The following is a 24,770-nucleotide window of genomic DNA, read 5'->3' as shown; positions in this document are numbered from 1 at the left end:
ATTCAAGGGCGGCACTCGAAATCCGTGTCGACCCCCACGTCGGGCATGCTGCGCAAAATATCCTCGAGCGGACGCTTCGGCAGCGGTCGCAAGGCGCTGCGCAGGATGTCGCGGTGCTCCTCTTCGATGCTGCGCCCATGCGCGCGGGCACGCTTGTACAGCGCGGCGATCAGCAATTCATCGGTATCGGTAAAGGTCAGTGTCAGCGGCATGCGAAACTCCCCCGTGCGTGATGCAAGCACTGTAGCGCAAAGCGCGCACGATACAAGGTCAGACACAGGAAAGCTTGCGCCAGCGCGCAGCATGGCGCTGCCCGCTGGCACAAGTAGAGATTAACAACACCTAACAAAACCGTAGCGAGCGGAAGGGAGAGGTGGCTAAGAAGCGCAACCGTACGAAGGTACGGTGAGCATCGCAGGCCGCCTATACCGACGCGCAGCAGGTTTTGATAGGTGTACTAAGCAGGCGCCAGGGCTTCCAGGCGCACCTCATCGAGCCATTCCAGCAGGGGAATGGTGGCAGGCAGCAAAGGTTCCACGCCGACCGTGCCCTGCCAGGCGAACGCCTGCCCTTCCAGGCTTTGCGGCTCGCCGCGCCATGCGCGGCTGATATAGAAATGCAGGCGCACAAGGGCGTGCGGATACACATATTCGACGCCGCACCAGGCTTCGGCACTGTCGATGTATAGCCCCAGTTCCTCGACAAACTCGCGCTTGAGTGCATCCAGGATGGCTTCGCCCGGTTCGACTTTGCCACCCGGGAATTCCCAATAGCCGTCATACGGCTTGCCGGCCGGGCGCTGGCCCAGCAGCACGTCGCCATTCGGTTTCATCAGGATGCCGACAGCCACATCGACCGGTTTGACTTTCACATCGCTCATTGCGGCAACTTTCCCGCAGGTAGTTTCCCAGCATAATCGCGTGCGAATTGCCAGGCTACCCGGCCCGAACGGGAACCGCGCTGCAAGGCCCAGCGCAGGGCGTCGCCGCGCGCTGCCGCGATCTGCTCCGGCGTGCAGCCGAAGGAAGCGAGCCAGTGGGCCGCGATATCGAGGTAGTCATCCTGCTTGAACGGGTAGAACGACAGCCACAGGCCGAAGCGCTCGGACAGCGAGATTTTCTCTTCCACCGTCTCGCCCGGATGCAGATCGCCATCGTCGTCCGTCTTGTAGCTGCTATTGTCCGACATGCGTTCGGGCATCAGGTGACGGCGGTTCGAGGTGGCATAGATCAGCACATTATCCGATTGCGCGGCGATGCTGCCATCGAGCGCCACCTTCAGCGCCTTGTAGCCGCTCTCGCCCTCTTCGAACGACAGGTCGTCGCAAAAGATGATGAAGCGCTCGGGGCGTGCCGCCACCAGGTCGACGATGTCGGGCAGGTCGGCAAGATCCGCCTTGTCGACTTCGATCAGGCGCAAGCCATGGCCGGCGAACTGGTTCAGGCACGCCTTGATCAGGGAAGACTTGCCCGTGCCGCGCGCGCCCGTCAGCAGCACATTGTTGGCCGGACGGCCACTGACGAACTGGCGCGTGTTCTGTTCAATTTGCGCTTTTTGCGTGCCGATATTGTGCAAGTCGTCCAACGCGATGTTCGACACGTGGGCCACCGCCTGCAAATACGCTGCTGCGCCCTGGCGCCGGCGCCAGCGGAAGGCAAAGCTGGTCCAGTCCGGCGCTGGCGTCGCCTGCGGCAGGATCGCTTCCACGCGCGCCAGCAATCTTTCCGCGCGCAGCAGGAATTGATCGAGGCCGGTCATGAGCGGTAGTCGGCGTTGATCGACACGTAATCATGCGACAGGTCGCACGTCCACAGGGTCGCCGTGGCATCGCCGCGCGCCAGCTTCACGCGGATGGTGATTTCGCTTTGCTGCATCACGCGCTGGCCATCCTGTTCCTGGTAGTCGGGGTTGCGGCCGCCATTCTTGGCCACCCACACGTCGTCCAGGTACAAATTCAATTGGCCCACGTCCAGGTCGTCCACGCCCGCGTAGCCGATGGCGGCCAGGATGCGGCCCAGGTTCGGGTCGGAGGCGAAGAAGGCCGTTTTCACCAGCGGCGAATGGGCGATGGAATAGGCGATCTTGCGGCACTCTTCCACGTTGCGGCCGTCTTCCACGGTCACGGTCATGAACTTGGTGGCGCCTTCGCCGTCGCGCACGATGGCTTGTGCCAGGAAGGTCGACAGTTCGGTCACGGCAGCGGCCAGTGCCGCATAGTGCGGCGAGTCGATGGAATCGATGACCAGGCTGCCGGCGCCCGTGGCCACCAGCATGAACGAGTCATTGGTGGACGTATCGCCGTCGATGGTGATGCAGTTGAACGATTTGTCGGCCGCCTGCTTCACCAGCTGGTCCAGCACCGGTTGCGCCACCGTAGCGTCAAACGCGAGGAAACCGAGCATGGTGGCCATGTTCGGCTTGATCATGCCGGCGCCCTTGCTGATGCCCGTCAGGGTCACCGTATGGCCGCCGATGGTGAGCGTGCGCGAGCCGGCCTTCGGCTGCGTGTCGGTGGTCATGATGGCTTCGGCGGCCGAGAACCAGTTATCCGATGTCAATGCCGATACGGCTTGCGGCAAGCCGGCCACCAGGCGCTGCACGGGCAGCGGTTCGAGGATCACGCCGGTAGAAAACGGCAGGATTTGTTGCGGCGTGCAGCCCAGCAGCTCGGCCAGCGCGGCGCAGCTGGCCTGCGCATCGGCCAGGCCCGATTCGCCCGTGCCCGCATTCGCGTTGCCCGTATTGACCAGCAGCGCGCGGATGGGCGCGGCGCCGGCCGTCACGGCCGCCAGGTTGGCTTTCGCAATTTGCACGGGCGCGGCGCAGAAGCGGTTCAGGGTGAATACGCCAGCCACGGTGGCCGTCGGCGCCAGTTTCAATACCAGCAAATCCTTGCGATTGGGTTTCTTGATGCCGGCTTCGGCAACACCGATTTCAATGCCGGCGACGGCTTTCAAGTCGGCGGCGACGGGCTTGGGAGAATTGACGGCCATGGTGATTTCTTCTGCAAGGGAAAAGGGAAGCGCTATTGTAGCGCCTTCGCGGCGCCGTTGAACATACGGCAAATGAATAGTCGCAACGGCCCCGGCTGCGCCGCAGCGGGTCGGCAGCGTGGCCAGGTTTGCGATTTATCAGAACCATGCCACCTGGCGGCGCTAAGGTAGGGGAATGGACGATGGTGAGTCATGCCATCGCACCGGCCAGGGAGGATGTCATGGCGCATGCTCAGTCAAACCGAATGCAGCACAGCGATGCGGGTCTGTCATGCCTGTTGCGTCTGTTGCGTCTGTTATGCCTGTTTTGCCTGCTGGCATGGTTGACGGCCTGTACGGTGCAGGATGGTGTGGCGTACCGTTCGAACGCCGACTCTGCCGGACTGGCATCTGAAGCGCCGCCTGACGCGGTAGCACAGCCATCGACGATCGGGCCGTCGGGTAGCGCATGGTCGGGCATGGGTGGCTTGCTGGGCAGCCTCGGCAATCTGGTCGGCAGCACCGGCAGTGGCGGCACGCTGGCGTCCGGCAACGAGACTGCGCCAGCCGGCGCCATGCACGTCACCGTGTATTACGCCACCGACAGGCAATACCAGGCCGGCAGCCACAATTATGGCTGGCAGCCCAACCGCGCGGCGCCCTACCTCAGCTATGGCAGCGTCGTGGTGAGCATCCCTGAAAAAAGAGCGCCGGGCGAACTGCCGTTGCCGCCCTGGTACGCCATCCTTTCCGGCGATAATGCGCAAAAATATGTGCTGATCAAGGGAGCCACGCGCCTGTCGCGCGCGGATTTTCTCGCCACCGTCAAGGCCAGGATACAGGCTGCCCCGGAACGGCAGGCCGCCTTCATCTACATCCATGGCTACAGCAACTCGTTTGACGACGCCGCCAGGCGCACGGCGCAGATGGCGGTCGACCTCGATATCGGTGCCCTGCCCGTGTTCTACAGCTGGCCGTCGAAAGGCACCTTGGCCGGCTATGAATACGACCAGAATTCGGCCGAATGGACGCAGGCCCACCTGCAGGCCTTCCTGGCCGACTTCGCGGAACATTCTTCCGCCACGGATATCTACCTGATCGCCCACAGCATGGGCAACCGCCCGATGACCGTGGCCCTGGCCAACCTGCTGGAAAAACGCCCCGACCTGCTGCCCCTGTTCAAGCAGGTGGTGCTGGCGGCGCCAGACATCAATGCCGATGTCTTCCGCGACCAGATCGCCCCCCGTTTTTCCAGCCTCAAGCTTCCCACCACGCTGTACGCGTCCGCGAACGACAAGGCCATCCGCGCTTCCTACACCTTTGCCGACTGGGACAGGATAGGCGACATCCGCGGCCCATCGTCGGCATCCCCGGCATGGAACTCGTCGATGCGTCGACCGTCATCATGAACTTCATGGGACACGATTACTTCGCCAGCAATCGCGTCTTGCTGACCGATATCGCCACCATGATCAAGACGGGGCAACGGGCAAGGAACCGTGGCGGATTGAAAGGCATTCCGTCGCAGGCGCCGCAATACTGGGCCTTTCCATGACTACGCAGCTCATGCCATCGCGGGCATAAAAAAACGGAGACCGCGGTCTCCGTTTTTTGTTCAGGCTGCGAAGCCGGCTTTAGGCCAGCTTGCCGTGGCAAGCCTTGTACTTCTTGCCGCTGCCGCAAGGGCATGGGTCGTTGCGGCCCACTTTGACGCCCATGCTCACGCTCATGTCATCGACGTTGTCCAGGTTGCCGCCTGCCGCAGGCGCCAGCAGTTCTTCCGGCGCCGCGTTCGGATCGAACTCGGCGTGCTGGTAGTGCACGTTTTCCACGTGCGACTGCTGCATCGCCTGTTCGGCCGCATCGACTTCTTCGCGCGACTGGATGCGCACCGTCATCACGTGTTTCGTGACGTCGTTCTTGATCATGTCGAGCATCTGGCCAAACAGTTCAAACGCTTCGCGCTTGTATTCCTGTTTCGGGTTCTTCTGCGCATAACCGCGCAGGTGTATGCCCTGGCGCAGGTGATCGAGTGCCGCCAGGTGCTCACGCCAGTGGCTGTCGACGCTTTGCAGCATGACATTGCGCTCGAAGCCGCCAAACGATTCCTTGCCGACGATATCGATCTTCGACTGGTACACGGCATCGGCCGCGACCAGCACTTTTTCCAGGATCTCTTCGTCCGTCAGGGTCGAATCGGCTTCCAGCATTTGCTGCAACGGCAAGTCGAGCTGCCATTCGCTGGACAGGGTATTTTCCAGGCCTTTGATATCCCACTGCTCTTCCACCGATTCATGCGGCACATACTCGTGCACCAGGTCGGTGAACACGCCATGGCGCAGCGAGCCGATCATGTCCGAAATGTCTGTCGTTTCCAGCAACTCGTTACGCTGCTGGTAGATGACTTTACGCTGGTCGTTGGCGACGTCATCGTATTCCAGCAATTGCTTGCGGATGTCGAAGTTGCGCGCTTCGACCTTGCGCTGGGCCGATTCGATCGAACGCGAGACGATGCCTGCCTCGATCGGTTCGCCTTCCGGCATTTTCAGACGGTCCATCACGGCGCGCACGCGGTCGCCGGCGAAGATGCGCAGCAGCGCATCGTCGAGCGACAGGTAGAAGCGCGACGAACCCGGATCGCCCTGGCGACCGGCACGGCCACGCAGCTGATTGTCGACGCGGCGCGATTCGTGGCGTTCGGTGCCGATGATGTGCAAGCCGCCCGCATTGACCACGTGGTCATGCAAGGATTGCCATTCATCGCGCAAGGTCTGCGACTGGGCAGCCTTGTCGGCATCGCTCAGTTCAGGATTGGCTTCGATGAACTTGATCTGGTTCTCGACGTTGCCGCCCAAGACGATGTCCGTACCGCGACCAGCCATGTTGGTGGCGATGGTGATGGCTTTCGGACGGCCTGCCTGGGCGATGATTTCCGCTTCGCGGGCATGCTGCTTCGCGTTCAGCACGTTGTGCGGCAAATCGGCCTTGGTCAGGATGCCCGACAGCAGTTCCGAGTTTTCAATCGAGGTCGTACCCACCAGCACGGGCTGGCCGCGCTCGTAGCAGTCGCGGATGTCGTTCAACATCGCGTTGTATTTTTCCGCCGACGATTTGTAGACCTGATCCTGGCGGTCCTTGCGCTGCAGCGGACGGTTTTGCGGGATCACGACCGTTTCCAGGCCGTAGATTTCCTGGAATTCGTACGCTTCGGTATCGGCCGTACCCGTCATGCCGGCCAGCTTGGCGTACATGCGGAAGTAGTTCTGGAAGGTGATCGAGGCCAGGGTCTGGTTCTCGTTCTGGATCTTGACGCCTTCTTTCGCTTCGACAGCCTGGTGCAAGCCATCGGACCAGCGGCGGCCCGTCATCAGACGGCCCGTGAATTCATCGACGATGACGACTTCACTGTTCTGCACCACGTAGTGCTGATCCTTGAAGTACAGCGCGTGCGCGCGCAGGGCCGCATACAGGTGATGCACGAGGGTGATGTTGGCCGAATCGTACAGCGAAGCGCCTTCCGGCAGCAGGCCCATTTCCATCAGGATGCGCTCGGCCTTTTCGTGGCCCGCTTCCGTCAGCAGCACCTGGTGCGCCTTTTCATCCTTGGTATAGTCGCCCGGCACGTCAACCTTGCCCTTGCCGTCTGGCGTTTCTTCGCCGATCTGCAAAGTCAGCAGCGCAGGCACTTCATTGATCTTGTAATACAGGTCCGTGTGGTTCTCGGCCTGGCCCGAAATGATCAACGGCGTACGCGCTTCATCGATCAGGATCGAGTCGACTTCATCGACGATGCCGAAGTTCAGGCTGCGCTGCACGCGCTCGCGCGCTTCGTAGACCATGTTGTCGCGCAAGAAGTCGAAACCGAATTCATTGTTCGTGCCATACGTGATGTCGGAGTTGTACGCCTGCTGCTTGGCGCTGTGCTCCATCTGCGACATGTTCACGCCCGTCGACAGGCCCAGCCACGCATACAGGCGGCCCATGGTCTCGGCATCGCGCTGCGCCAGGTAATCATTGACGGTGACGATATGCACGCCCTTGCCCGACAAGGCATTCAGGTAGGCGGGCAAGGTTGCCATCAGGGTCTTGCCCTCGCCCGTGCCCATCTCCGCGATCTTACCGAAATGCAAGACCATGCCGCCGATCATCTGCACGTCGAAGTGGCGCATGCGCAGGACGCGCTTGCTGGCCTCACGGCAGACGGCAAATGCTTCCGGCAACAAGGCATCGAGCGCTTCGCCAGCGGCGATGCGTTCCTTGAAGGCAGGCGTCTTCGCTTGCAGCTCGGCATCCGACAGCTTTTCGATTGCCGGCTCGAGCGCATTGATCTCGCGTACCGTTTTTTGGTATTGCTTGAGCAGCCGCTGGTTGCGGCTACCGAAAATCTGGGTCAGTAATGACATGCTTGAATTCTTGAAAAAACGCCGTTAAAAAAAGCTCGGTAGGTGACAACGAGGTAACAATCGCGTGACCGCACGGAGTTCGACTATGGCAAAAGACGATGATTTTATCATGCGTCCCGTCAAGGTTGGGCTAATGCACCATATAACAATAGCTTAATGACAAACAAATGGCAGAAATTGCGGACATTTTCCATACTGTAAGGCAATACGGCCGGCCAGCCTGCGCCGCACCCGCCGCCGCACTCGTCATGCGCAGGCGAGTGTGCTATGTTTCGGCCATGCGAACTCCCACTTACTCTCCGGCACCGCGCCGCGGCTACGGCTTTGCCCGTTCAGGCCCGGCCGTCACGGGCGCAACCGATTTTCTGCGCGGCAACGCCACGATGGCCTCCCTGATGCCCACCGTCACGCGCCTGGCCGCCCTGCAAAAAGACTGCGCCAAGGCCTTGCCGGCGATGTTCGAGCATTGCGACATCCTGCAATTCGAGGGCGGCCAGCTGGTGCTGGCCACGCCGAACGCGGCGCTGGCGGCCAAGCTCAAGCAGCAATTACCGAAATTGCAAGGGGAGCTGGAAAGAAAGGGCTGGCAGATTTCAGGCATCAAGCTGAAAGTGCAGGTCATCAGGAGCATCGCGCCCATCGTGCATACGCGGGCGCTGGTCTTGCCGGAAAAAGCCATGACGGCCCTGGAAGAGCTGAGCACGGCCCTGCCCGCGTCGAAGCAGAACGAGCAATTGATCGCGGCGCTGCGCAATATGCTGCGCCACCACCGCGAACCTAAAGATTAGCAACGCCAGGCGGCAGCACGTAGGTCGGATTAGGCCCTTCGGGCCGTAATCCGACCTTGTATTATTCCCTTCATGCCGTTCGCGATATTGCGGACGGTATCGACCTCTGTCAAAATCTTGGTAGGCATATCAAGACCGGGTAACTGGATGCCGTATCCGCCCTTAGGCTTCGAGCCAGTTTTGTAGATCTCGCACCAGTTACCCATCCTCAATGTCAAGATCGGACAGTATCTTTGGCACCGGCATGCCGGTTAGCCCGCATTCACAAGGTAGATCGCAAGAGGACCACAGCATGTTTAATTTAGGAATCGACGTTGCCAAGGCGAAGCTCGACTGCGCGCTGCGCCTGCCTAATGGAAAACACCGTAACAAAGTAGTAGAAAACAATCACAAAGGATTCGTTGCACTCAGCGAATGGCTGCTCAAGCACGATGCCGGCAGCCCGCGCGTGTGTATGGAAGCGACCGGCACCTACTGGGAAAGAGTGGCCGAATATCTGGCGGGACGGGGCATGCTGGTCAGTGTCATCAATCCGGCGCAGATCAAGGCCTTCGGCGCTTCGCGCCTGGTGCGCACCAAAACGGACAAGGTCGACGCGCAGCTGATCGCCGACTTCGCCCATGAACGCCAGCCCGAGCCGTGGCTGGCGCCGTCGCCCGCCGAACAGGCACTACGCGCCATGGTGCTGCGCCTGGAAGCCTTGCAGACCATGCGTCAGCAGGAATGCAATCGGCTCGATGTGGCACGCGAAGCCGTGCGCCAGGGCATCGTCGATCACATTACCTGGCTCGATGGCCAGATCAAGGAGCTGATCCAAGCCATCAAACGGCATATCGATGACGACCCGGATTTACGCGGCAAGAGTGAGCTGCTCGACACCATTCCTGGCCTGGGCGAGCGGTCAATTCCGGTGCTGCTATCCTACTATGCCAATCCCGAACGCTTCGACAGCGCCAAGCAAGCCGTGGCGTTTGCGGGACTCGACCCGCGGCAACACGAGTCAGGCTCCAGCGTACGTGGCAAGCCACGCATGTCGAAGGTCGGCCACAGCTTCCTGCGCAAAGCCCTGTACATGCCCGCCATGGTGACGGTGTATCGGACGGCCTGGGGCAAGCGCTTCGGCAAGCGACTCAGCGCTGCAGGCAAGGCACCCAAACTGATCATCGGCGCCATGATGCGCAAGCTGGTGCATGTGGCATTCGGCGTGCTCAGGTCGGGGAAAATATTTGATCCGGCCCTGCACGTCGCTTGACGGGGATAACAGTATCTACGTCAGGGACCACTCGCGCTCCATTTGGCGCAGGTACGATTGCGGCGCCGCCTCGTTGGTATCGAACGAGACGATTTCATACGCTTCCGGCTGTTCCAGCAGCGCCAGCAGCAGCTGGTTGTTCAGTGCGTGGCCGGACTTGTGCGCCGTGTAATACGCCAGCAAGGGGTGGCCCACCAGGTACAGGTCGCCGATGGCGTCGAGGATCTTGTGGCGCACGAACTCGTCTTCATAGCGCAAGCCATCGGCGTTGAGGATGCGGTATTCATCCATGACGATGGCGTTTTCCAGCGAACCGCCACGCGCCAGGCCCATGCCGCGCAAGCTTTCCACGTCCTGCATGAAACCAAAGGTGCGCGCGCGCGCCACGTCATGCACATACGACACGTCGCCGAAGTCGACGGAGGCGCGCTGCATCGTGCCATCGACGGCCGGATGATTAAATTCGATGAAGAAATCGAGCTTGAAGCCGTCGTACGGCGACAAGCGCGCCCATTTCTCCGCGTCACCCTTGCCGTGACGCACTTCCACCGGTTTGATGACCTTGATGAATTTCTTCGGCGCCTGCTGCTCTTCCACGCCAGCCTGCTGCAGCAGATAGACGAAGGACGAGGCGGACCCATCCATGATGGGAATTTCTTCCGCATTCACGTCGATGACCATATTATCGACGCCCAGGCCGGCCGCCGCCGACATCAGATGTTCCACGGTAGACACCCTGGCGCCATCCTTGATCAGCACGGAAGCCATGCGCGTATCGCCCACGGCCATGGCGCTGGCAGGAAACTCGACGATGGGATCGAGGTCGATGCGGCGAAACACGATGCCCGTGTCGATCGCGGCAGGACGCAAGGTCAGCTCGACCTTGGTGCCAGAGTGCAAACCGACACCGATGGTGCGGACCTGTTGTTTGATAGTGCGTTGTTTTAACATCTGTCGATTATATCTATTTGCTGACTGTTCGTTGCGGCACGGCATGGGCCAAGCTAGAAAAACCACATCCGGCCGTCATGGATGTTCGCTCTCGGCGTGCACGGCTTCGCGCCGCACCAGGTAAATCCCGCTGCCGATGATGATGGCCGCGCCGATCAGGGTGTATTCGTCGGGCAAGGCGCGCCACAGCAGCCAGTCCAGGGCCATGCCCCAGGCCAGGGCCGAGTATTCGAACGGCGCCACGCTGGACGCCTTGCCAAAGCGGAATGCCTCCGTGATGGCCAGCTGCCCCAGGAATCCGCTGACGGACAGGCCCGCCAGCAGCCACCAGTCTTCGCGGCGGATGCTCACCCACTCATGCGCCGACAGGGCCACGCCGCCGATGGCCATCATCACCATCAGCCAGAAGACCATGCTTTCGCTGGCGTCCGTACGGCTCAGGATGCGTCCCGTGACGGCCGAAATGGCGTAGCAGGCGGCCGAGCCCAGCACGGCCAGGCCGGCCAGCGAGAAAAATCCCGAGCCGTCCGGGCGCAGCGCCACCAGCACGCCCAGCAGCCCCACGGCGATGGCGCACCAACGCGCGACATCGACTTTTTCCTTCAGTATAAAAACCGACAGGACCGTGATCAGCAAGGGCGCGACGAAGAACAGCGCATACGTCTCGGCCAGCGACATGCGCTTCAAGCCGTAGGCGAACAGGGTGATCATCAGCACGCCCAGCGCGCCGCGCAGCAAGTGCAGCGGCCAGCGCACCTTCAGCACGTTCTTGAAAGCGCCGCGGTACAGCAGGTACAGGCACACGAGCGGCAAGGAAGACAGCGCGCGCAAGGCCGTCACCTGCATGGCCGGATAATGGGCGGACAGCAGCTTCATGGCCGTGTCCATCAGGGAAAACATGGCGACGGCGATCAGCATCACATAGATGCTGCGCAGGTTTTGGTTGCGGGGTAACAGGACAGACTCCGGGCAAAAGAGCGGGACCGTCATCATGGCGACGGCCGGAGCCAGGACCGGCGCGCAAGGCCACACCGTCAGCCCGATTATAGCAAGCGCGGCCGTTTACCTTATGACACCGGCAACAGCATCACCAGTTTCAAGTCGTGCTGGCGCGCCAGGTGCAAGGTCACCTGATTGAACTCCAGCAGCCCCTGCTGCGCATGCTGGAAGCGGCGCAATCCCCCATCGCGGCCCTGCACCTGCTGCGCGCCCCACCACTGGCGAAATTCAAGGCTGGCGCCGGCCAGTTCCGCGATCAGGCCGGCCAGCGGCGCCTGGTCGGCCTGGCGGCCGATATCGGCGCGGAATTCCGCCACCAGGCGCTGCGCCCGTTCGGGCCAGCCGACGACCAGCTCGCGCGCCCCCGCCTCCAGGAACATGAAGCGCAGCTGGTTCGGTGTGTCCCCGGCGTCATGCAGCCAGCCGGCAAACAACGCGGACGCCGCCCCGTTCCACGCCACGGCATTCCATGCGCGGTCGAGGATATATGCAGGCGCGTCGATGGCGGCGACGATGGCGGCCAGCTCGGCGCTAGCGGGCCCTCCGCCCTCGCCTGTGCCATGACTGGGATCATGCTTGTCGGCCACCTCGAACAGATAGGCGCGCTCGGCCGGGCTCAGCTGCAGCACCTGCGCCAGGCGGGCCAGCATCTTGGCCGACGCCGACACGGGCCGCCCCTGCTCCAGCCATGTCAGCCAGGTGGGACTGACATCGCACAGCTGCGCCAGCTCTTCGCGCCGCAAGCCTGGCGTGCGGCGGCGCCCACCTCCAGGCAAGCCGGCCATGGCGGGGGTGACGGCTTCGCGCCGGGCGCGGATGAATTCAGCGAGTTTGCTCGACATGACAGGGATGCATGGTAGTAGATATACCAGTATAAGTTATGGTCTTGTTACAGGATAATTTTATCCCTATTCTGCAGGAACTCACCCATTAACAGGAGAAAACCATGCAGCAGCACGATGTCGTTACCGAACAGTTTGGCAAGACGGCGAATGCCTACCTGAGCAGCGCGGTACACGCGCAAGGCGCCGATCTGGTGCTGATGCAGGAATGCGCGCGCCGCCATGGCAAGCCGTCCATCCTGGACCTGGGCTGCGGCGCCGGCCACGCCAGCTTCGCCGTCGCCCCCGTGGCGCAATCGGTCGTCGCGTATGACCTGGCGCAGCCCATGCTCGACGTGGTGGACTGCGCCAAGGTGCAGCGCGGCTTGCACAACATCCGCACGCAGCAGGGCGATGTGGCCCGTTTGCCGTTTGCCGATGCCAGCTTCGACATGGTCGTCACGCGCTTTTCCGCGCACCACTGGAACGACGTGGCGGGCGCGCTGGCGGAAGCCTGGCGCGTGCTGCGCCCAAATGGCACTTTATTGGTGGTCGACATCGTCGCGCCGAAAACGGCCCTGTACGACAGCACCTTGCAGGCGGTGGAAATGCTGCGCGACGCTTCCCATGTGCGTGATTACCGCACCTGCGAATGGGGCGCCAAGTTCGATAATGCGGGATTCACGCACAGCTTGCGCAGCGTGTGGAAGCTGACGATGCAGTTCGACGAGTGGGTGGCGCGCATGCGCACACCCGCCGAACGCGTCGCGGCCATCCGCAACCTGTTCGATGGCGCACCCGAAGAAGCGCGCAGATATTTTGCGCTGCAGGACGATTATTCGTTCAGCATCGATGCGGCCATGTTCGAGGCGACGAAACCGTCGGTGCAATAAAAATGGGGTCGGACCCTTTGGGTCCGACCCCATTTTTTGATTTGGGTTGGTAGCAGGCTTTAGCCGGACATTAACCCCACATCAATTGCTGGGGTCAGACCCGAAGGGTCTGACCCCGACCATCAAGCCAGCTGGCCCAGCAGCGTCTCGGCATTCGACACTTCAAACTTGCCGCCCTGCTCGACGTTCAATTGCGTCACGACGCCATTGTCGACCAGCATCGAGTAGCGCTGCGAGCGCGTGCCCATGCCGTGCTTGGAAAAATCGGCGTCCAGGCCCAGGGCCTTGCTGTAGGCGGCATTGCCGTCAGCCATCATGCGTACCACGCCGGTGGCTTTCTGATCGCGGCCCCAGGCGCCCATCACGAACGCGTCGTTGACGGAAATGCACCAGATTTCATCGACGCCTTTGGCTTTCAGGTCGGCAGCGTGCTGCACGTAGCCTGGCACGTGCTGTGCGGAGCAGGTCGGGGTGTAGGCGCCTGGCAAGCCGAAGATGGCGATCTTCTTGCCCTTGACCAGGTCTTGCACGTTGAACGTGTTCGGGCCCAGTGCGCAACCTTCGGTTTCGCTTTCGATGAATTCGGCCAGGGTGCCTTCTGGCAGGGTGTCGCCGATCTTGATGGTCATGTTGACTCCTTGTGTACTGTCGGTTGAGGATGCTGCCGGCATGATGCCGACACTGCGCAATAGTATGCCTGACTTGCCGTATTTGTGCAGAAAGTGGCCGGAAAGGCAAAGGCAAAAGTCAAAAAACGGCAAAAAAACGGCGACCCTCAGGCCGCCGTCGTGTTTGCTGACATCAGATCACCTTAATCGGCCTGTTTGCGCAGGAAGGCTGGGATATCGTAGGTTTCCATGCCATTCTTTTCCATCGCGCGCACCTGCTCGGAAGCCGATTCGCGGCGCCATACTGCCGGCGCCTTCATGCCGTCGAAACCGGCAGCCGGCGTGGCCACGCCAACCGTCGTCGTCGCCGCTTGCGCGCCGCCCATCGCCGCCGACGGGATCAAAGGGCTGTTATGGGTACCAGTGCGCAGCACTTGCTGCGGTACCAGCTGGATGTTTTTCTTGGCGCGGCCCAGGCCCGTGGCCACCACGGTAACGCGGATGTCGTCGCCCATGGCGTCGTCGTAGGCGATACCTTGCGCGATCGAGGCGTCCGGCGCGGCAAACGCGCGCACGGCAGCCATGACTTCCTTGATCTCTTTACCTTTCAGGCCACGGCTGGCCGTGACGTTGACCAGCACGCCGCGCGCGCCAGAGAGATCAATGCCATCCAACAGCGGCGAAGCGACAGCCTGTTCGGCGGCGATGCGCGCGCGGTCGACGCCGGAAGCCGTCGCCGTACCCATCATGGCCTTGCCCTGCTCGCCCATAATGGTTTTCACGTCGTTGAAGTCGACGTTGATATGGCCCGGCACGTTGATGATCTCGGCAATTCCGGCCACCGCGTTGTTGAGCACATCATCGGCATGCTGCATCCATTCCAGCATGCTTTCGTCTTCGTAGATTTCTTCCAGTTTTTCATTCAGGATGATGATCAGCGAATCGACGTGCAGCGACAGCTGCTCCAGGCCTTCGTCGGCGATGTCCATGCACTTCTGGCCTTCGTACGAGAAGGGCTTCGAGACCACGGCGACCGTCAGCGCGCCCATTTCCTTGGCCACTTCGGCCACGATAGGCGCAGCGCCCGTGCCCGTGCCGCCGCCCATGCCGGCAGCGATGAAGACCATGTGCGCGCCGCGCAGCGCGTCGGCGATGCGCGCGCGCGATTCCTCGGCCAGCTGGCGACCGACGGCAGGCTTCATGCCGGCGCCCAGACCGGTATCGCCGATCTGGATGATGTTGTGCGCCTTCGATGTCGACAGGGCCTGTGCGTCGGTGTTGGCGGCAATGAACTCCACACCCGACATGCCTTTGTTGATCATGTGTTGGACTGCATTGCCACCCGCACCGCCGACGCCGACGACCTTGATGACGGTACCTAAAGCTGTGTTATCGACCATATCGAACTCCATGATGTGCTCCTATCAGATGCGGTTTCCAAGCGCCAGGCCTCATATTGGTAGGAGAACTGGAGATTGAAAACTGCGGTTAAATATAAAATAAAGTTATGTGTGTGTACCTGCGATGCTGCCAAAAAACCTGTGCTGCCGGGCGTAAATCAAGCCCTTAAAAATTGCCTAAAAACCATTCCTTCATGCGCTGCCAGACGGCCTTCACCGAGCCATCCTGACGCGTCACAATGTGGCCGCGCAGGTATTGCTTCTTCGCTTCCAGCAGCAGGCCCAATACCGTGGCATAGCGCGGACTGCGCACCACGTCGGCCAGCTGGCCCCGATACTCGGGCGTGCCCAGGCGCGCCGGTTTCAGGAAAATGTCTTCCGCCATTTCCACCATGCCGGGCATGATGGAGGTGCCGCCCGTGAGCACGATGCCCGACGACAGCACGCCTTCGTAACCGGATTCGCGCACCACCTGGTGCACCATCGCGAACAGCTCCTCGACGCGCGGCTCGATCACTGCCGCCAGCGCCTGGCGCGACAGGTTGCGCGGGCCGCGGTCACCCAGGCCTGGCACTTCCAGCGATTCGCCGGGATCGGCCAGGACCTGCTTGGCCACGCCATAGCGGATCTTGATTTCTTCCGCTTCCGCGGTCGGGGTACGCAAGGCCATGGCGATGTCGTTGGTGATCTGGTCGCCGGCGATGGGAATGACTGCCGTATGGCGGATCGCGCCATCGGAGAATACCGCCACATCGGTCGTGCCGCCGCCGATGTCGATCAGCACCACGCCCAGTTCCTTCTCGTCGGGCGTGAGCACCGCATCGGCCGACGCCATCGGCTGCAGGATCAGGTCCGACACTTCCAGGCCGCAGCGGCGCACGCACTTGACGATGTTCTGCACTGCCGACACGGCACCGGTGACGATATGCACCTTCACCTCCAGGCGGATGCCGCTCATGCCGATAGGCTCGCGCACATCTTCCTGGCTGTCGACGATGAACTCTTGCGGCACCGTGTGCAGCAATTGCTGATCGGTCGGAATGTTAACCGCTTTTGCCGTCTCGATGACGCGCGCCACGTCGGTCGCCGTCACTTCCTTGTCCTTGATGGCCACCATGCCGCTGGAATTGAAGCTGCGGATATGGCTGCCCGCAATGCCCGCGTACACATTGCGGATCTTGCAGTCAGCCATCAGCTCAGCCTCTTCCAGCGCGCGCTGGATGGATTCCACCGTGGCCTCGATATTGACCACCACGCCCTTTTTCAGGCCCTTCGATTCGTGCTGGCCCAGCCCGATCACTTCGTGGCGTCCATCGGACATCACTTCGGCTACCACCGCCACCACTTTCGAGGTGCCGATGTCGAGGCCGACGATCAGGTTTTTCGCGTCTTTTGTCATTTCTGTCGCCTAATTTTTTGGGCTATTGCTAAATTGATTATTAAGTTAAGTCGTTTTTTTAATCGGACTGCCATTTTTCTTCTTGATCGCCGCTGCCGGCTTGCCGTCCTTGCCTTCGGCCGGTATCACCAGGCCGGCTGAACTGAGCGCCAGGCCATTCTGGTAGCGCATATCGATCGTGTCGATATTCTCCAGCCGGCTCGCCAGCTGCGGGTAAATGCCCACCAGCCGGTCGACCCGCGCCTTCAGGGTCGTATGATTTTGCTCGCGCCCCAGCGCCACGCTCATGCCGTTATCCAGTTTCACGGTCCACGCATAGCGGCTCGACAGCGACAGCGATTCAGGCACCATCTTCAACGGTGAAAACCACTTTGCCAGCTGCACATAGGTGGCCAGCACTTCCTTCTCGCTGCCATCGGGGCCGGCGAAGGCAGGCAACTCATGGTCATCTTCGGCTTCGGCCACATTGGCCGTAAACACATCGCCCTTGACCGACAGCAGTCGTCCATCCTCGCCCCAGGTGCCTAGCGCTTCGTGTTCTTCCAGCGCCACGATCAGCTGGTTCGGCCACTCGCGCCGCACGCTGGCGCGGCGCACCCAGGGCACCGATTCGAACACGCCGCGCACGCTTTCCAGATTGGTCGTGAAAAAATTGCCCTTGATGCGGCCCAGAGTGCCGCTGCGCAGGGTCAGGTAATTCACGTGGCGCAGACCCTTGTCGTCCGCGCTTTCCACCTTGATGGTGCGCAGGTCGAACATGGGACGCTGCGACACCCACCAGACGCCGGCGGCCACGCACACGACCAGAACCGCGGCCAGCAAGCCGTTGGCAGTCGTATTGAGGCTTTTAGCGTCATGCCACATATCAGTGCTGTCCCTTGTGCATTTTCAGACGCGCGCCGGCGAGGATTTCCAGGCACAGGTCTTCATAGCTGATGCCCAGCGCGCGCGCCGCCATCGGCACGAGCGAATGGCCCGTCATGCCTGGCGAGGTATTGACTTCCAGCAGGAACAGCTTGCTGTCGGCCGCGCGCATCAGCACATCCACACGTCCCCAGCCTTCGCAGCCGAGGGCACGGTAGGCTGCCACGGCGATGCGTTCCATTTCCGCCACGATCGTCTGGTCCAGCTGCGGCGGGCAGAAATACTGCGTGTCGTCCGTGAAGTACTTGTTCTGGTAATCGTAATTGCCTTGCGGCGCGACGATTTCAATCGGTGGCAGCGCGCGTGCCGTGGCGCCCTGGCCCAGGATCGCGACGGTGAATTCGCGGCCCTTGATGAATTCCTCGGCCAGCACCGAATCATCGAGGCCGGCGGCGATATCGTAGGCCGCCTGGAAGGCCGATGCTTCGTTGACGGTGGTGATGCCGATGCTCGAACCCTCATGCGGCGGCTTGACGATCAGCGGCAAGCCCAGTTCAGCTGCCACCTTGGCCAGGTCGGAGCTGTCATTGAGCACCGCGTACTGTGGCGTCGGCAACTGGTGCATCAGCCAGATCATCTTGGTATAGACCTTGTCCATGCCCACCGCGCACGCCATCACGCCGCTACCCGTGTAGGGAATGCCCAGCTGCTCCAGCGCGCCCTGCAGGCTGCCGTCTTCGCCGAAGCGGCCGTGCAGCGCGATGAAGACCCGGTCAAACTGCTCGGCGGCCAGTTCGGCCAGGCTGCGTTCGCCCGTGTCGAACGCATGCGCATCCACGCCACGGCTTTTCAGTGCAGCCAGCACGCCCGTGCCGGACATCAGCGACACTTCGCGCTCGGCCGAGCTGCCGCCGAACAGGACGCCGACCTTGCCCAATTGTTTAACGTCGATAGCTGAAGCTTGGTTCACGTCAGGCCTTTACAGTGTGAGATTGATACGTTGTCAGTTGTTGCGGGATGCCGCTGATCGAGCCGGCTCCCATGGTCAGCACGACGTCGCCGTCGCGCGCCACGCTCATGATGGTGTCGGCCATGTCCGTCATGGACTCGACGAAAATCGGTTCGATCTTGCCGCGCGCGCGCAGCGCATGCGCCAGGGCGCGGCCGTCGGCGGCGACGATAGGCGCTTCGCCTGCCGCATACACTTCGGACAGCAGCAGCACGTCGGGCGCACCGAGCACCTTGACGAAATCCTCGAACAGGTCGCGCGTGCGGCTGTAGCGGTGCGGCTGGAAAGCCAGCACCAGGCGGCGGCCAGGATAGGCCGCGCGCGCAGCGGCCAGGGTCACTTCCGTTTCCACCGGATGGTGGCCGAAATCGTCGACCAGTGCAAAGGTGCCGCCATTCGGCAGCGCCACGTCGCCATAGCGCGTGAAGCGCCGGCCCACGCCGGAAAACTCAGCCAGGCCTTGCTGGGTGGCGCTGTCGGCGATGCCGATTTCGCGCGCGATGGCGATCGCCGAACAGGCATTTTGCACATTGTGCATGCCAGGCTGGTTCAGCACCACGTCGAGGTCGGGATAGCCTTCCTGCTGCACCGTGAAATGCATTTCCAGGCCCACGGCGCGCGCATTGATGGCGCGCACTTCGGCGTCTTCCGCGAAGCCGTAGGTGGTGACCGGCTTGGTCACGAACGGGATGATGGCGCGCACGTGCGGATCGTCGATGCACAGCATGGCGCGGCCATAGAAAGGCAGACGGTGCGTGAACTGCACGAACGCCTGCTTGAGCTTTTCGAAATCGTGCTCGTAGGTGTCCATGTGATCGGCGTCGATATTCGTGATCACTTCGATCATCGGCGTCAGGTTCAGGAACGAGGCGTCCGACTCATCGGCTTCGGCCACCAGGTAGTCGCCCGAACCGAGCTTGGCGTTAGCGCCGGCGCTGGTCAGGCGTCCACCGATCACAAAAGTAGGATCGAGGCCGCCCTGCGCCAGCACGGACGCGACCAGGCTGGTGGTCGTCGTCTTGCCGTGCGTGCCGGCGATGGCGATGCCGCGTTTCAAACGCATCAATTCACCCAGCATCACGGCGCGCGGCACCAGCGGGATCTTGCGCGCACGCGCAGCCACCACTTCCGGATTGTCTTGCGGGACGGCGCCCGACGTCACGACCGCATCGGCGTCGCCGATATTCTCGGCCGCGTGGCCGAGCATGACAGTCGCGCCCAGGCTCGCCAGGCGCTGCGTCGCCGCATTGCTGCCCAGGTCGGAGCCCGACACCTTGTAGCCCAGGTTGACCAGCACTTCGGCGATGCCGCTCATGCCGCTGCCGCCAATGCCGACAAAGTGGATATTGTTTACTTTATGCTTCACAGAGCTAACCTCATGCCAGTTTTTCCAATACGTTTGCGATCGCCTCATTGGCGTCGCGCTTGCCTGCTGCCAGTGCCGCTTGCGCCATCTGCTGGCAGCTGTCTCGCGTCAAGGACGCCAGCAGGGTGCTCAGCGACACCGCACTCATTTCCGTCTGCGGCAGATGAATCGCCGCGCCCTGCTTCGCCATCCATTGCGCGTTATCGCGCTGGTGGCTGGTGGTCGACGCCACCAGCGGCACGAGCACGCTGGCCACGCCGGCCGCCGTCAATTCCGACAGGGTGATGGCGCCTGCGCGGCAAATCACCAGGTCGGCCTCGGTATACGCCCTGGCCATGTCGTCGATGAAGTCGACCACATTGGCTTGCACGCCTGCCTGCGCATACGCGGCATGCAGGGCATCGATATTCTTCTTGCCCGACTGGTGCGTCACCAGCGGACGCTCGGCTTCCGGCATCAGCGCCAGCGCGGCAGGCAGATTGTCGTTCAGCGCTTTCGCGCCCAGGCTGCCGCCCACCACCAGGATGCGCAGCGGCCCGCTGCGGCCCGCAAAGCGGGACGCCGGCGGCGCCATGGCGAGGATCTCGGCGCGCACGGGATTGCCCGTGACGACGGCCTTGCCGGCGGCGCTGCCGAAATCGGCGGGAAAACCGAAGCAAACCTTTTGTGCCAGCGGCACCAGCGTCTTGTTCGACAGCAGCAGCGCCGCGTCGGCATTGACCAGCACCAGCGGCACGCCCTTCAGGCGCGCCATCAGGCCGCCCGGCACGGTGACGTAGCCGCCCATGCCCATCACCACGTCCGGCTTGCGGCTGGCGATGAAACGGCGGATGGCAAAAAAGCTCGCCAACATCCTGAAGCCGCCTTTGACCGTGTGCGCCAGGCCCTTGCCGCGCATGCCGGAAAATTCGATGGCATCCATGGGAATGCCGCTCTTCGGCACCAGTTCCTGTTCCATGCCATGGGTCGTGCCCAGCCAGCTCACTTCCCAGCCGCGCGCGCGCATCGTCTGCGCAATCGCCAGACCAGGGAAAATATGGCCGCCGGTGCCGGCCGCCATGATCATCAGTCTTTTCGTCGTTTTCAAGTTCGTCACGTTGTTCATAGCCGGCCTCCGCGCATCAGGATCCGGTTTTCGTAATCGATGCGCAGCAAGATCGCCAGGCCGATACAGTTAATCAGTACGCCCGTGCCACCATAACTCATCAAAGGCAAAGTCAGGCCCTTGGTCGGCAGCAGGCCCAGGTTCACGCCCATGTTGATGAAGGTCTGCACGCCGATCCAGATGGCGATGCCTTTCGCCGTCAGGCCCGCGAAGGTCTGGTCGATGGCGATCGCCTGGCGGCCGATGTCGAAGGCGCGCTTGATAATCCAGTAGAACATGCCGATCACGATCAGCACGCCCACCAGGCCCAGTTCCTCGCCGATCACGGCCAGCAAAAAGTCCGTATGCGCTTCGGGCAGGTAGTGCAGCTTTTCCACGCTGCCGCCCAGGCCCACGCCAAACAGTTCGCCGCGCCCGAAAGCGATCAGGGAGTGCGTCAGCTGGTAAGCCTTGTTCAGCGCATTGTCTTCCTGCCAAGGATCGAGATACGCAAAAAACCGCTCGCGGCGGAATTTCGACAAGGCGATGATGGTGACGAAAATCGCCGTCAGCATGGCGCCGATGCCGCCGAACCAGATGGCGTTGACGCCGCCCAGGAACAGAATGCCCATGGCGATGCAGACGATCACGCCGAAAGCGCCCAGGTCGGGCTCCATCAGCAGCAGCAGGCCGACGAAGCTGACAGCCAGCGCCATCGGCATGAAGCCCTTGGTCAGCTTGTGCATGTATTCCTGCTTGCGCACGGTGTAATCGGCAGCGTACAGCACCATCACCACCTTCATCAGCTCGGACGGCTGCGGCCGCAGGCCCGGCAGGTTCAGCCAGCGGCGCCCGCCGTTGACCGACACGCCCAGACCAGGTATCAGCACCATCACCAGCAGCACCAGGGTGCCGATGAACAGCCACGGCGCCATCTTTTGCCAGGTGGCCACAGGGATGCGGAACACCAGCGCGCCGACGATGATCGATATACCGATGAACAATGCCTGGCGCACGACGAAATAATTGTTCGTGTAGGCGGCGAACTTGCGCGCGTCCGACAGCGAAATCGAGGCCGAATACACCATCACCATGCCCAGCAACATGAGCAGCAGGACGACCCACACCAGCGGCTTGTCATAGTCCATCATCTTCGATTGCCGCGCGCGGCTATCCAGCGGCTTGGCAGCCGAGCCGGAACCAAAGCTGAAGGGCAGTTGGAAGGCCATCAGATATCCTGTCCGTTTTCCAGTGCGATATCGCGCACGGCGTCGACAAACACCTGCGCGCGGTGCGCATAGTTCTTGAACATGTCCAGGCTGGCGCAGGCGGGCGACAGCAGCACGGCGTCGCCGGCCAAGGCAAGGCTGCTGGCGCGCTTGACGGCTTCCGGCAAGGTGGCGCAATCGATGACGTCCACGCCAGCCGGCTCCAGAGCAGCGCGCAGCGCTGGCGCATCGCGGCCGATCAGCACCACGGCACGCACGTAGCGCGACACGGGTTCAGCCAGCGGCGAGAAATCCTGCCCCTTGCCGTCACCGCCGGCGATCAGCACCAAACGCTGTTCCGCGCCGCCAAACGCCTTGCCCAGGCCGAACAACGCAGCCACGGTCGCGCCCACATTGGTGCCCTTGCTGTCGTCGTAGTATTCGACTTCATTCACGGCCGTGATCAGTTCCACCCGGTGCGGCTCGCCCTGGTATTCGCGCAAGCCATGCAGCAGCGGCGCGAATGGCAGGCCGATGGCGCGGCACAGGGCCAGCGCCGCCAGCGCATTCGAGGCATTGTGCTGGCCGCGGATTTTCAGCGCATCGGCCGGCATCAGTTTCTTCGCCATCGTCGGCACCGGTTCCGGTGCCGGATCGTTCTTCTTGCGTTTTTTCTCGATAACTTCTTCGCTGGGCACGGCTTGCGCCAGCCAGAAGATGCCCCGTTCATTGACCAGGCCAAAGCTGTCCACGTCAAGCGGTTCGCCCGTGCCGAAGGTGATCGTCGCGGCCAGCGGATCGGCCATGTGCATCACGGCAGCATCGTCGCGGTTCAGGACGCGCACGGTCTGGTCACCGAAGATGCGCGCCTTGTCGCTCGCATAAGAGGCCATGTCGCCGTGCCAGTCCAGGTGATCCTGCGACAGATTCAAGACCGTGGCCGCATCGGCCTGCAGGCTGAACGTCGTGTGCAGCTGGAAGCTGGACAGCTCCAGTATCCATGCTTGCGGCAAGGTGCTGGCGACCGGTTCCGCCGCTTCAGCTTCTGCATCGACCGGCAGCGGCGCAGGCTCGGCATCGAGTACCTCGCGCAGCACGTCCAGCGCCGCCGGGCTGATATTGCCGGCCACGCGCGTGACCAGTCCGGCGCGTTCGCACAGCAAGCCCACCAGACTGGTCACCGTCGTCTTGCCGTTGGTGCCCGTGATGGCGATGATTTTCGGCGCATAGGCGCGTTCCGCCTTGAGTGCGGCCAGCGCTTGGGCGAACAGTTCGATCTCGCCCCACACGGGGATATTTTTTTCCACGGCGGCAGGTGCAATCAATGCCAGTTCGCGGCCCGGCGCCAGGCCGGGGCTGACGGCGACAAAATCGACGCCATCGAGCAATTCGGCCGTGAAGGCACCGGCGATGAACTGCGCCTGCGGCACGGCCGCCTGCAGCGCGGCCAGGCGCTCGGGCGCCTCACGCGTGTCGGCCACGCGGACTAGAGCACCGCTGCGGGCCAGCCACAGGGCCATGGCCAGGCCTGACTCCCCAAGGCCCAGTACCAGTGCGGTTTTAGCGTCGTACATCATCAGCGCAGCTTCAAGGTGGTCAGGCCGAGCAGCACCAGCATCATGGTGATGATCCAGAAACGCACGACAACCTGCGTCTCTTTCCAGCCTTTTTGTTCAAAATGGTGATGCAACGGCGCCATCAGGAAAACGCGGCGCCCAGCGCCATAGCGCTTCTTGGTGTACTTGAACCAGATGACCTGGATAATCACGGACAGCGTTTCGACGACGAAGATGCCGCCCATGATGAACAGGACGATTTCCTGGCGCACGATGACAGCCACGGTGCCCAGCGCGCCGCCCAGGGCCAGCGCGCCCACGTCGCCCATGAACACTTTCGCGGGGTGCGTGTTATACCAGAGGAAGGCCAGGCCGGAACCGGCCAGCGCGCCGCAAAAGATCACCAGTTCGCCGGCGCCCGGGATGTGCGGGATGAACAGGTAGCGCGCATACGTGGCGTTACCCGTCAGGTAGGCGAACAGGCCCAGGGCCGTGCCCACCATCACGGTCGGCATGATGGCCAGGCCATCGAGGCCATCGGTGAAATTGACGGCGTTGCTGGTGCCGACGATGACGCAGTAGGTCAGCGCGATGAAGCCCCATACGCCCAGCGGATAGCTGATGGTTTTAAAGAAGGGCACGATCAGATCGGCCTTCGGCGGCAGGTCCATGGCGAAGCCGGACTGCACCCAGGCGTAGATCAAATTCCACACCTGGCCCGCATCGGGTTCCGACACGGACACTGAAAACGCCAGGTAAAAGGCGGCGGCGATACCGATCAACGACTGCCAGAAGTATTTTTCGCGCGAGCGCATGCCTTCCGGGTCCTGGTGCACCACCTTGCGGTAGTCGTCAGCCCAGCCGACGGCGCCAAAGCCCAGCGTGACAATCAGCACTGGCCAGATGAAGCGGTTCGACAAGTCGGCCCACAGCAGGGTGGAAATGCCGATGGCGATCAGGATCAGCACGCCGCCCATGGTGGGCGTGCCGTGTTTTTTCAGATGCGTCTGCGGGCCGTCCGTGCGCACGGCCTGGCCGACCTTCATGCGCGTGAGCATGCGAATCACGGCAGGACCGGCGCACAGCCCGATCAGAATCGCCGTCAGGGTAGCAAAGACGGCGCGGAAAGTGATGAAGTTAAAGACCCGCAGTGGGCCAATGTCGTCCTGGAAATAATGAGCGAGCCAGAGCAGCATG

23 protein-coding genes are annotated in these 24,770 nt (G+C 62.1%); 5 read left to right on the top strand and 18 right to left on the bottom strand.

What is annotated here, in order from left to right; all coding sequences use genetic code 11:
• Nucleotides 1-2 precede the first annotated feature (2 nt).
• From CNX70_RS05770 to argJ, 4 genes are all read right to left on the bottom strand, one after another.
• Nucleotides 3-212, bottom strand: coding sequence for a FitA-like ribbon-helix-helix domain-containing protein (locus CNX70_RS05770; RefSeq protein WP_096233917.1), 210 nt, complete (start codon nt 210-212; stop codon nt 3-5).
• 245 nt (nt 213-457) lie between these two features.
• Complete coding sequence (locus CNX70_RS05765) at nt 458-880, bottom strand: NUDIX domain-containing protein (protein WP_096233916.1); 423 nt, start codon at nt 878-880, stop codon at nt 458-460.
• Nucleotides 877-1,758, bottom strand: coding sequence for an ATP-binding protein (locus tag CNX70_RS05760; RefSeq protein ID WP_096233915.1), 882 nt, complete (start codon nt 1,756-1,758; stop codon nt 877-879). Before CNX70_RS05760 ends, CNX70_RS05765 begins: the two co-directional genes overlap by 4 nt.
• Nucleotides 1,755-2,993, bottom strand: a complete 1,239-nt coding sequence (gene argJ, locus CNX70_RS05755) for a bifunctional glutamate N-acetyltransferase/amino-acid acetyltransferase ArgJ (RefSeq protein WP_096233914.1) — start codon at nt 2,991-2,993, stop codon at nt 1,755-1,757. The genes CNX70_RS05760 and argJ overlap by 4 nt, the downstream gene beginning before the upstream one ends.
• Nucleotides 2,994-3,238: 245 nt before the next feature.
• Here argJ and CNX70_RS05750 point away from each other — a divergent pair, with 245 nt between their 5' ends.
• Complete coding sequence (locus CNX70_RS05750; protein ID WP_157750910.1) at nt 3,239-4,381, top strand: alpha/beta hydrolase; 1,143 nt, start codon at nt 3,239-3,241, stop codon at nt 4,379-4,381.
• Nucleotides 4,348-4,527 carry a hypothetical protein gene (locus tag CNX70_RS05745; RefSeq protein WP_096233912.1) on the top strand — a complete coding sequence of 60 codons (180 nt, stop codon included), beginning with the start codon at nt 4,348-4,350 and terminating at the stop codon, nt 4,525-4,527. The genes CNX70_RS05750 and CNX70_RS05745 overlap by 34 nt, the downstream gene beginning before the upstream one ends.
• 79 nt (nt 4,528-4,606) lie before the next feature.
• Here the strand turns inward: CNX70_RS05745 and secA are convergent, their stop codons facing one another.
• Nucleotides 4,607-7,375, bottom strand: a complete 2,769-nt coding sequence (secA, locus tag CNX70_RS05740; protein WP_096233911.1) for a preprotein translocase subunit SecA — start codon at nt 7,373-7,375, stop codon at nt 4,607-4,609.
• Nucleotides 7,376-7,653: 278 nt separating this feature from the next.
• On the opposite strand from secA, the gene CNX70_RS05735 reads away from it, so the two are divergent.
• Nucleotides 7,654-8,163: a DciA family protein gene (locus CNX70_RS05735; RefSeq protein WP_096233910.1), complete on the top strand. Its 510-nt coding sequence runs from the start codon at nt 7,654-7,656 to the stop codon at nt 8,161-8,163.
• A gap of 292 nt (nt 8,164-8,455) precedes the next feature.
• Nucleotides 8,456-9,415, top strand: coding sequence for an IS110 family RNA-guided transposase (locus tag CNX70_RS05730; protein WP_096233909.1), 960 nt, complete (start codon nt 8,456-8,458; stop codon nt 9,413-9,415).
• Nucleotides 9,416-9,430: 15 nt separating this feature from the next.
• On the opposite strand, the gene lpxC is transcribed toward CNX70_RS05730, so the two are convergent.
• The 3 genes from lpxC to CNX70_RS05715 all read right to left on the bottom strand — a co-directional run bounded on the left by lpxC (nt 9,431) and on the right by CNX70_RS05715 (nt 12,207).
• Complete coding sequence (gene lpxC, locus CNX70_RS05725) at nt 9,431-10,366, bottom strand: UDP-3-O-acyl-N-acetylglucosamine deacetylase (RefSeq protein ID WP_096233908.1); 936 nt, start codon at nt 10,364-10,366, stop codon at nt 9,431-9,433.
• A gap of 75 nt (nt 10,367-10,441) precedes the next feature.
• The gene (locus CNX70_RS05720) at nt 10,442-11,284 is read right to left on the bottom strand and encodes a DMT family transporter (RefSeq protein ID WP_096238294.1); all 843 of its coding nucleotides are present in this window, start codon (nt 11,282-11,284) and stop codon (nt 10,442-10,444) included.
• A 149-nt stretch (nt 11,285-11,433) separates the two neighbouring features.
• Nucleotides 11,434-12,207: a helix-turn-helix transcriptional regulator gene (locus tag CNX70_RS05715; protein ID WP_096233907.1), complete on the bottom strand. Its 774-nt coding sequence runs from the start codon at nt 12,205-12,207 to the stop codon at nt 11,434-11,436.
• 104 nt (nt 12,208-12,311) lie between these two features.
• Here CNX70_RS05715 and CNX70_RS05710 point away from each other — a divergent pair, with 104 nt between their 5' ends.
• Nucleotides 12,312-13,079, top strand: a complete 768-nt coding sequence (locus CNX70_RS05710) for a class I SAM-dependent methyltransferase (protein WP_096233906.1) — start codon at nt 12,312-12,314, stop codon at nt 13,077-13,079.
• A 122-nt stretch (nt 13,080-13,201) separates the two neighbouring features.
• Here the strand turns inward: CNX70_RS05710 and CNX70_RS05705 are convergent, their stop codons facing one another.
• From CNX70_RS05705 to mraY, 10 genes are all read right to left on the bottom strand, one after another.
• A complete protein-coding gene (locus tag CNX70_RS05705) occupies nt 13,202-13,708 on the bottom strand; it encodes a peroxiredoxin (RefSeq protein WP_058050716.1) in 507 nt (168 codons plus the stop codon).
• A gap of 182 nt (nt 13,709-13,890) precedes the next feature.
• Complete coding sequence (gene ftsZ, locus CNX70_RS05700) at nt 13,891-15,099, bottom strand: cell division protein FtsZ (RefSeq protein ID WP_096233905.1); 1,209 nt, start codon at nt 15,097-15,099, stop codon at nt 13,891-13,893.
• 154 nt (nt 15,100-15,253) lie between these two features.
• Nucleotides 15,254-16,486, bottom strand: a complete 1,233-nt coding sequence (gene ftsA, locus CNX70_RS05695) for a cell division protein FtsA (RefSeq protein ID WP_010394955.1) — start codon at nt 16,484-16,486, stop codon at nt 15,254-15,256.
• A 45-nt stretch (nt 16,487-16,531) separates the two neighbouring features.
• Complete coding sequence (locus tag CNX70_RS05690) at nt 16,532-17,350, bottom strand: cell division protein FtsQ/DivIB (protein ID WP_071079382.1); 819 nt, start codon at nt 17,348-17,350, stop codon at nt 16,532-16,534.
• Nucleotide 17,351: 1 nt separating this feature from the next.
• Nucleotides 17,352-18,320 (bottom strand): D-alanine--D-alanine ligase, encoded by a 969-nt coding sequence (locus CNX70_RS05685; RefSeq protein WP_096233904.1) that lies wholly within the window; start codon nt 18,318-18,320, stop codon nt 17,352-17,354.
• 1 nt (nt 18,321) lies between these two features.
• On the bottom strand, nt 18,322-19,725 hold the full coding sequence (gene murC, locus CNX70_RS05680) for a UDP-N-acetylmuramate--L-alanine ligase (protein ID WP_096233903.1): 1,404 nt from the start codon (nt 19,723-19,725) through the stop codon (nt 18,322-18,324).
• A 10-nt stretch (nt 19,726-19,735) separates the two neighbouring features.
• Entirely contained in the window at nt 19,736-20,830 is a 1,095-nt protein-coding gene (gene murG / locus CNX70_RS05675) for an undecaprenyldiphospho-muramoylpentapeptide beta-N-acetylglucosaminyltransferase (RefSeq protein WP_096233902.1), read from the bottom strand.
• A complete protein-coding gene (ftsW, locus tag CNX70_RS05670; RefSeq protein ID WP_096233901.1) occupies nt 20,827-22,038 on the bottom strand; it encodes a putative lipid II flippase FtsW in 1,212 nt (403 codons plus the stop codon). Before ftsW ends, murG begins: the two co-directional genes overlap by 4 nt.
• Nucleotides 22,038-23,594, bottom strand: coding sequence for a UDP-N-acetylmuramoyl-L-alanine--D-glutamate ligase (gene murD, locus CNX70_RS05665; protein WP_096233900.1), 1,557 nt, complete (start codon nt 23,592-23,594; stop codon nt 22,038-22,040). Before murD ends, ftsW begins: the two co-directional genes overlap by 1 nt.
• Nucleotides 23,594-24,769, bottom strand: a complete 1,176-nt coding sequence (gene mraY, locus CNX70_RS05660) for a phospho-N-acetylmuramoyl-pentapeptide-transferase (RefSeq protein WP_096233899.1) — start codon at nt 24,767-24,769, stop codon at nt 23,594-23,596. The genes murD and mraY overlap by 1 nt, the downstream gene beginning before the upstream one ends.
• Nucleotide 24,770: the final 1 nt, after the last annotated feature.

It is taken from the genome of Janthinobacterium svalbardense, from assembly GCF_002327145.1.
Classification (GTDB): Bacteria; Pseudomonadota; Gammaproteobacteria; order Burkholderiales; family Burkholderiaceae_D; genus Janthinobacterium; species Janthinobacterium tructae.
Note: the sequence above shows the minus strand (reverse complement) of the source record. Positions and strands in the feature narration are given on the sequence as shown.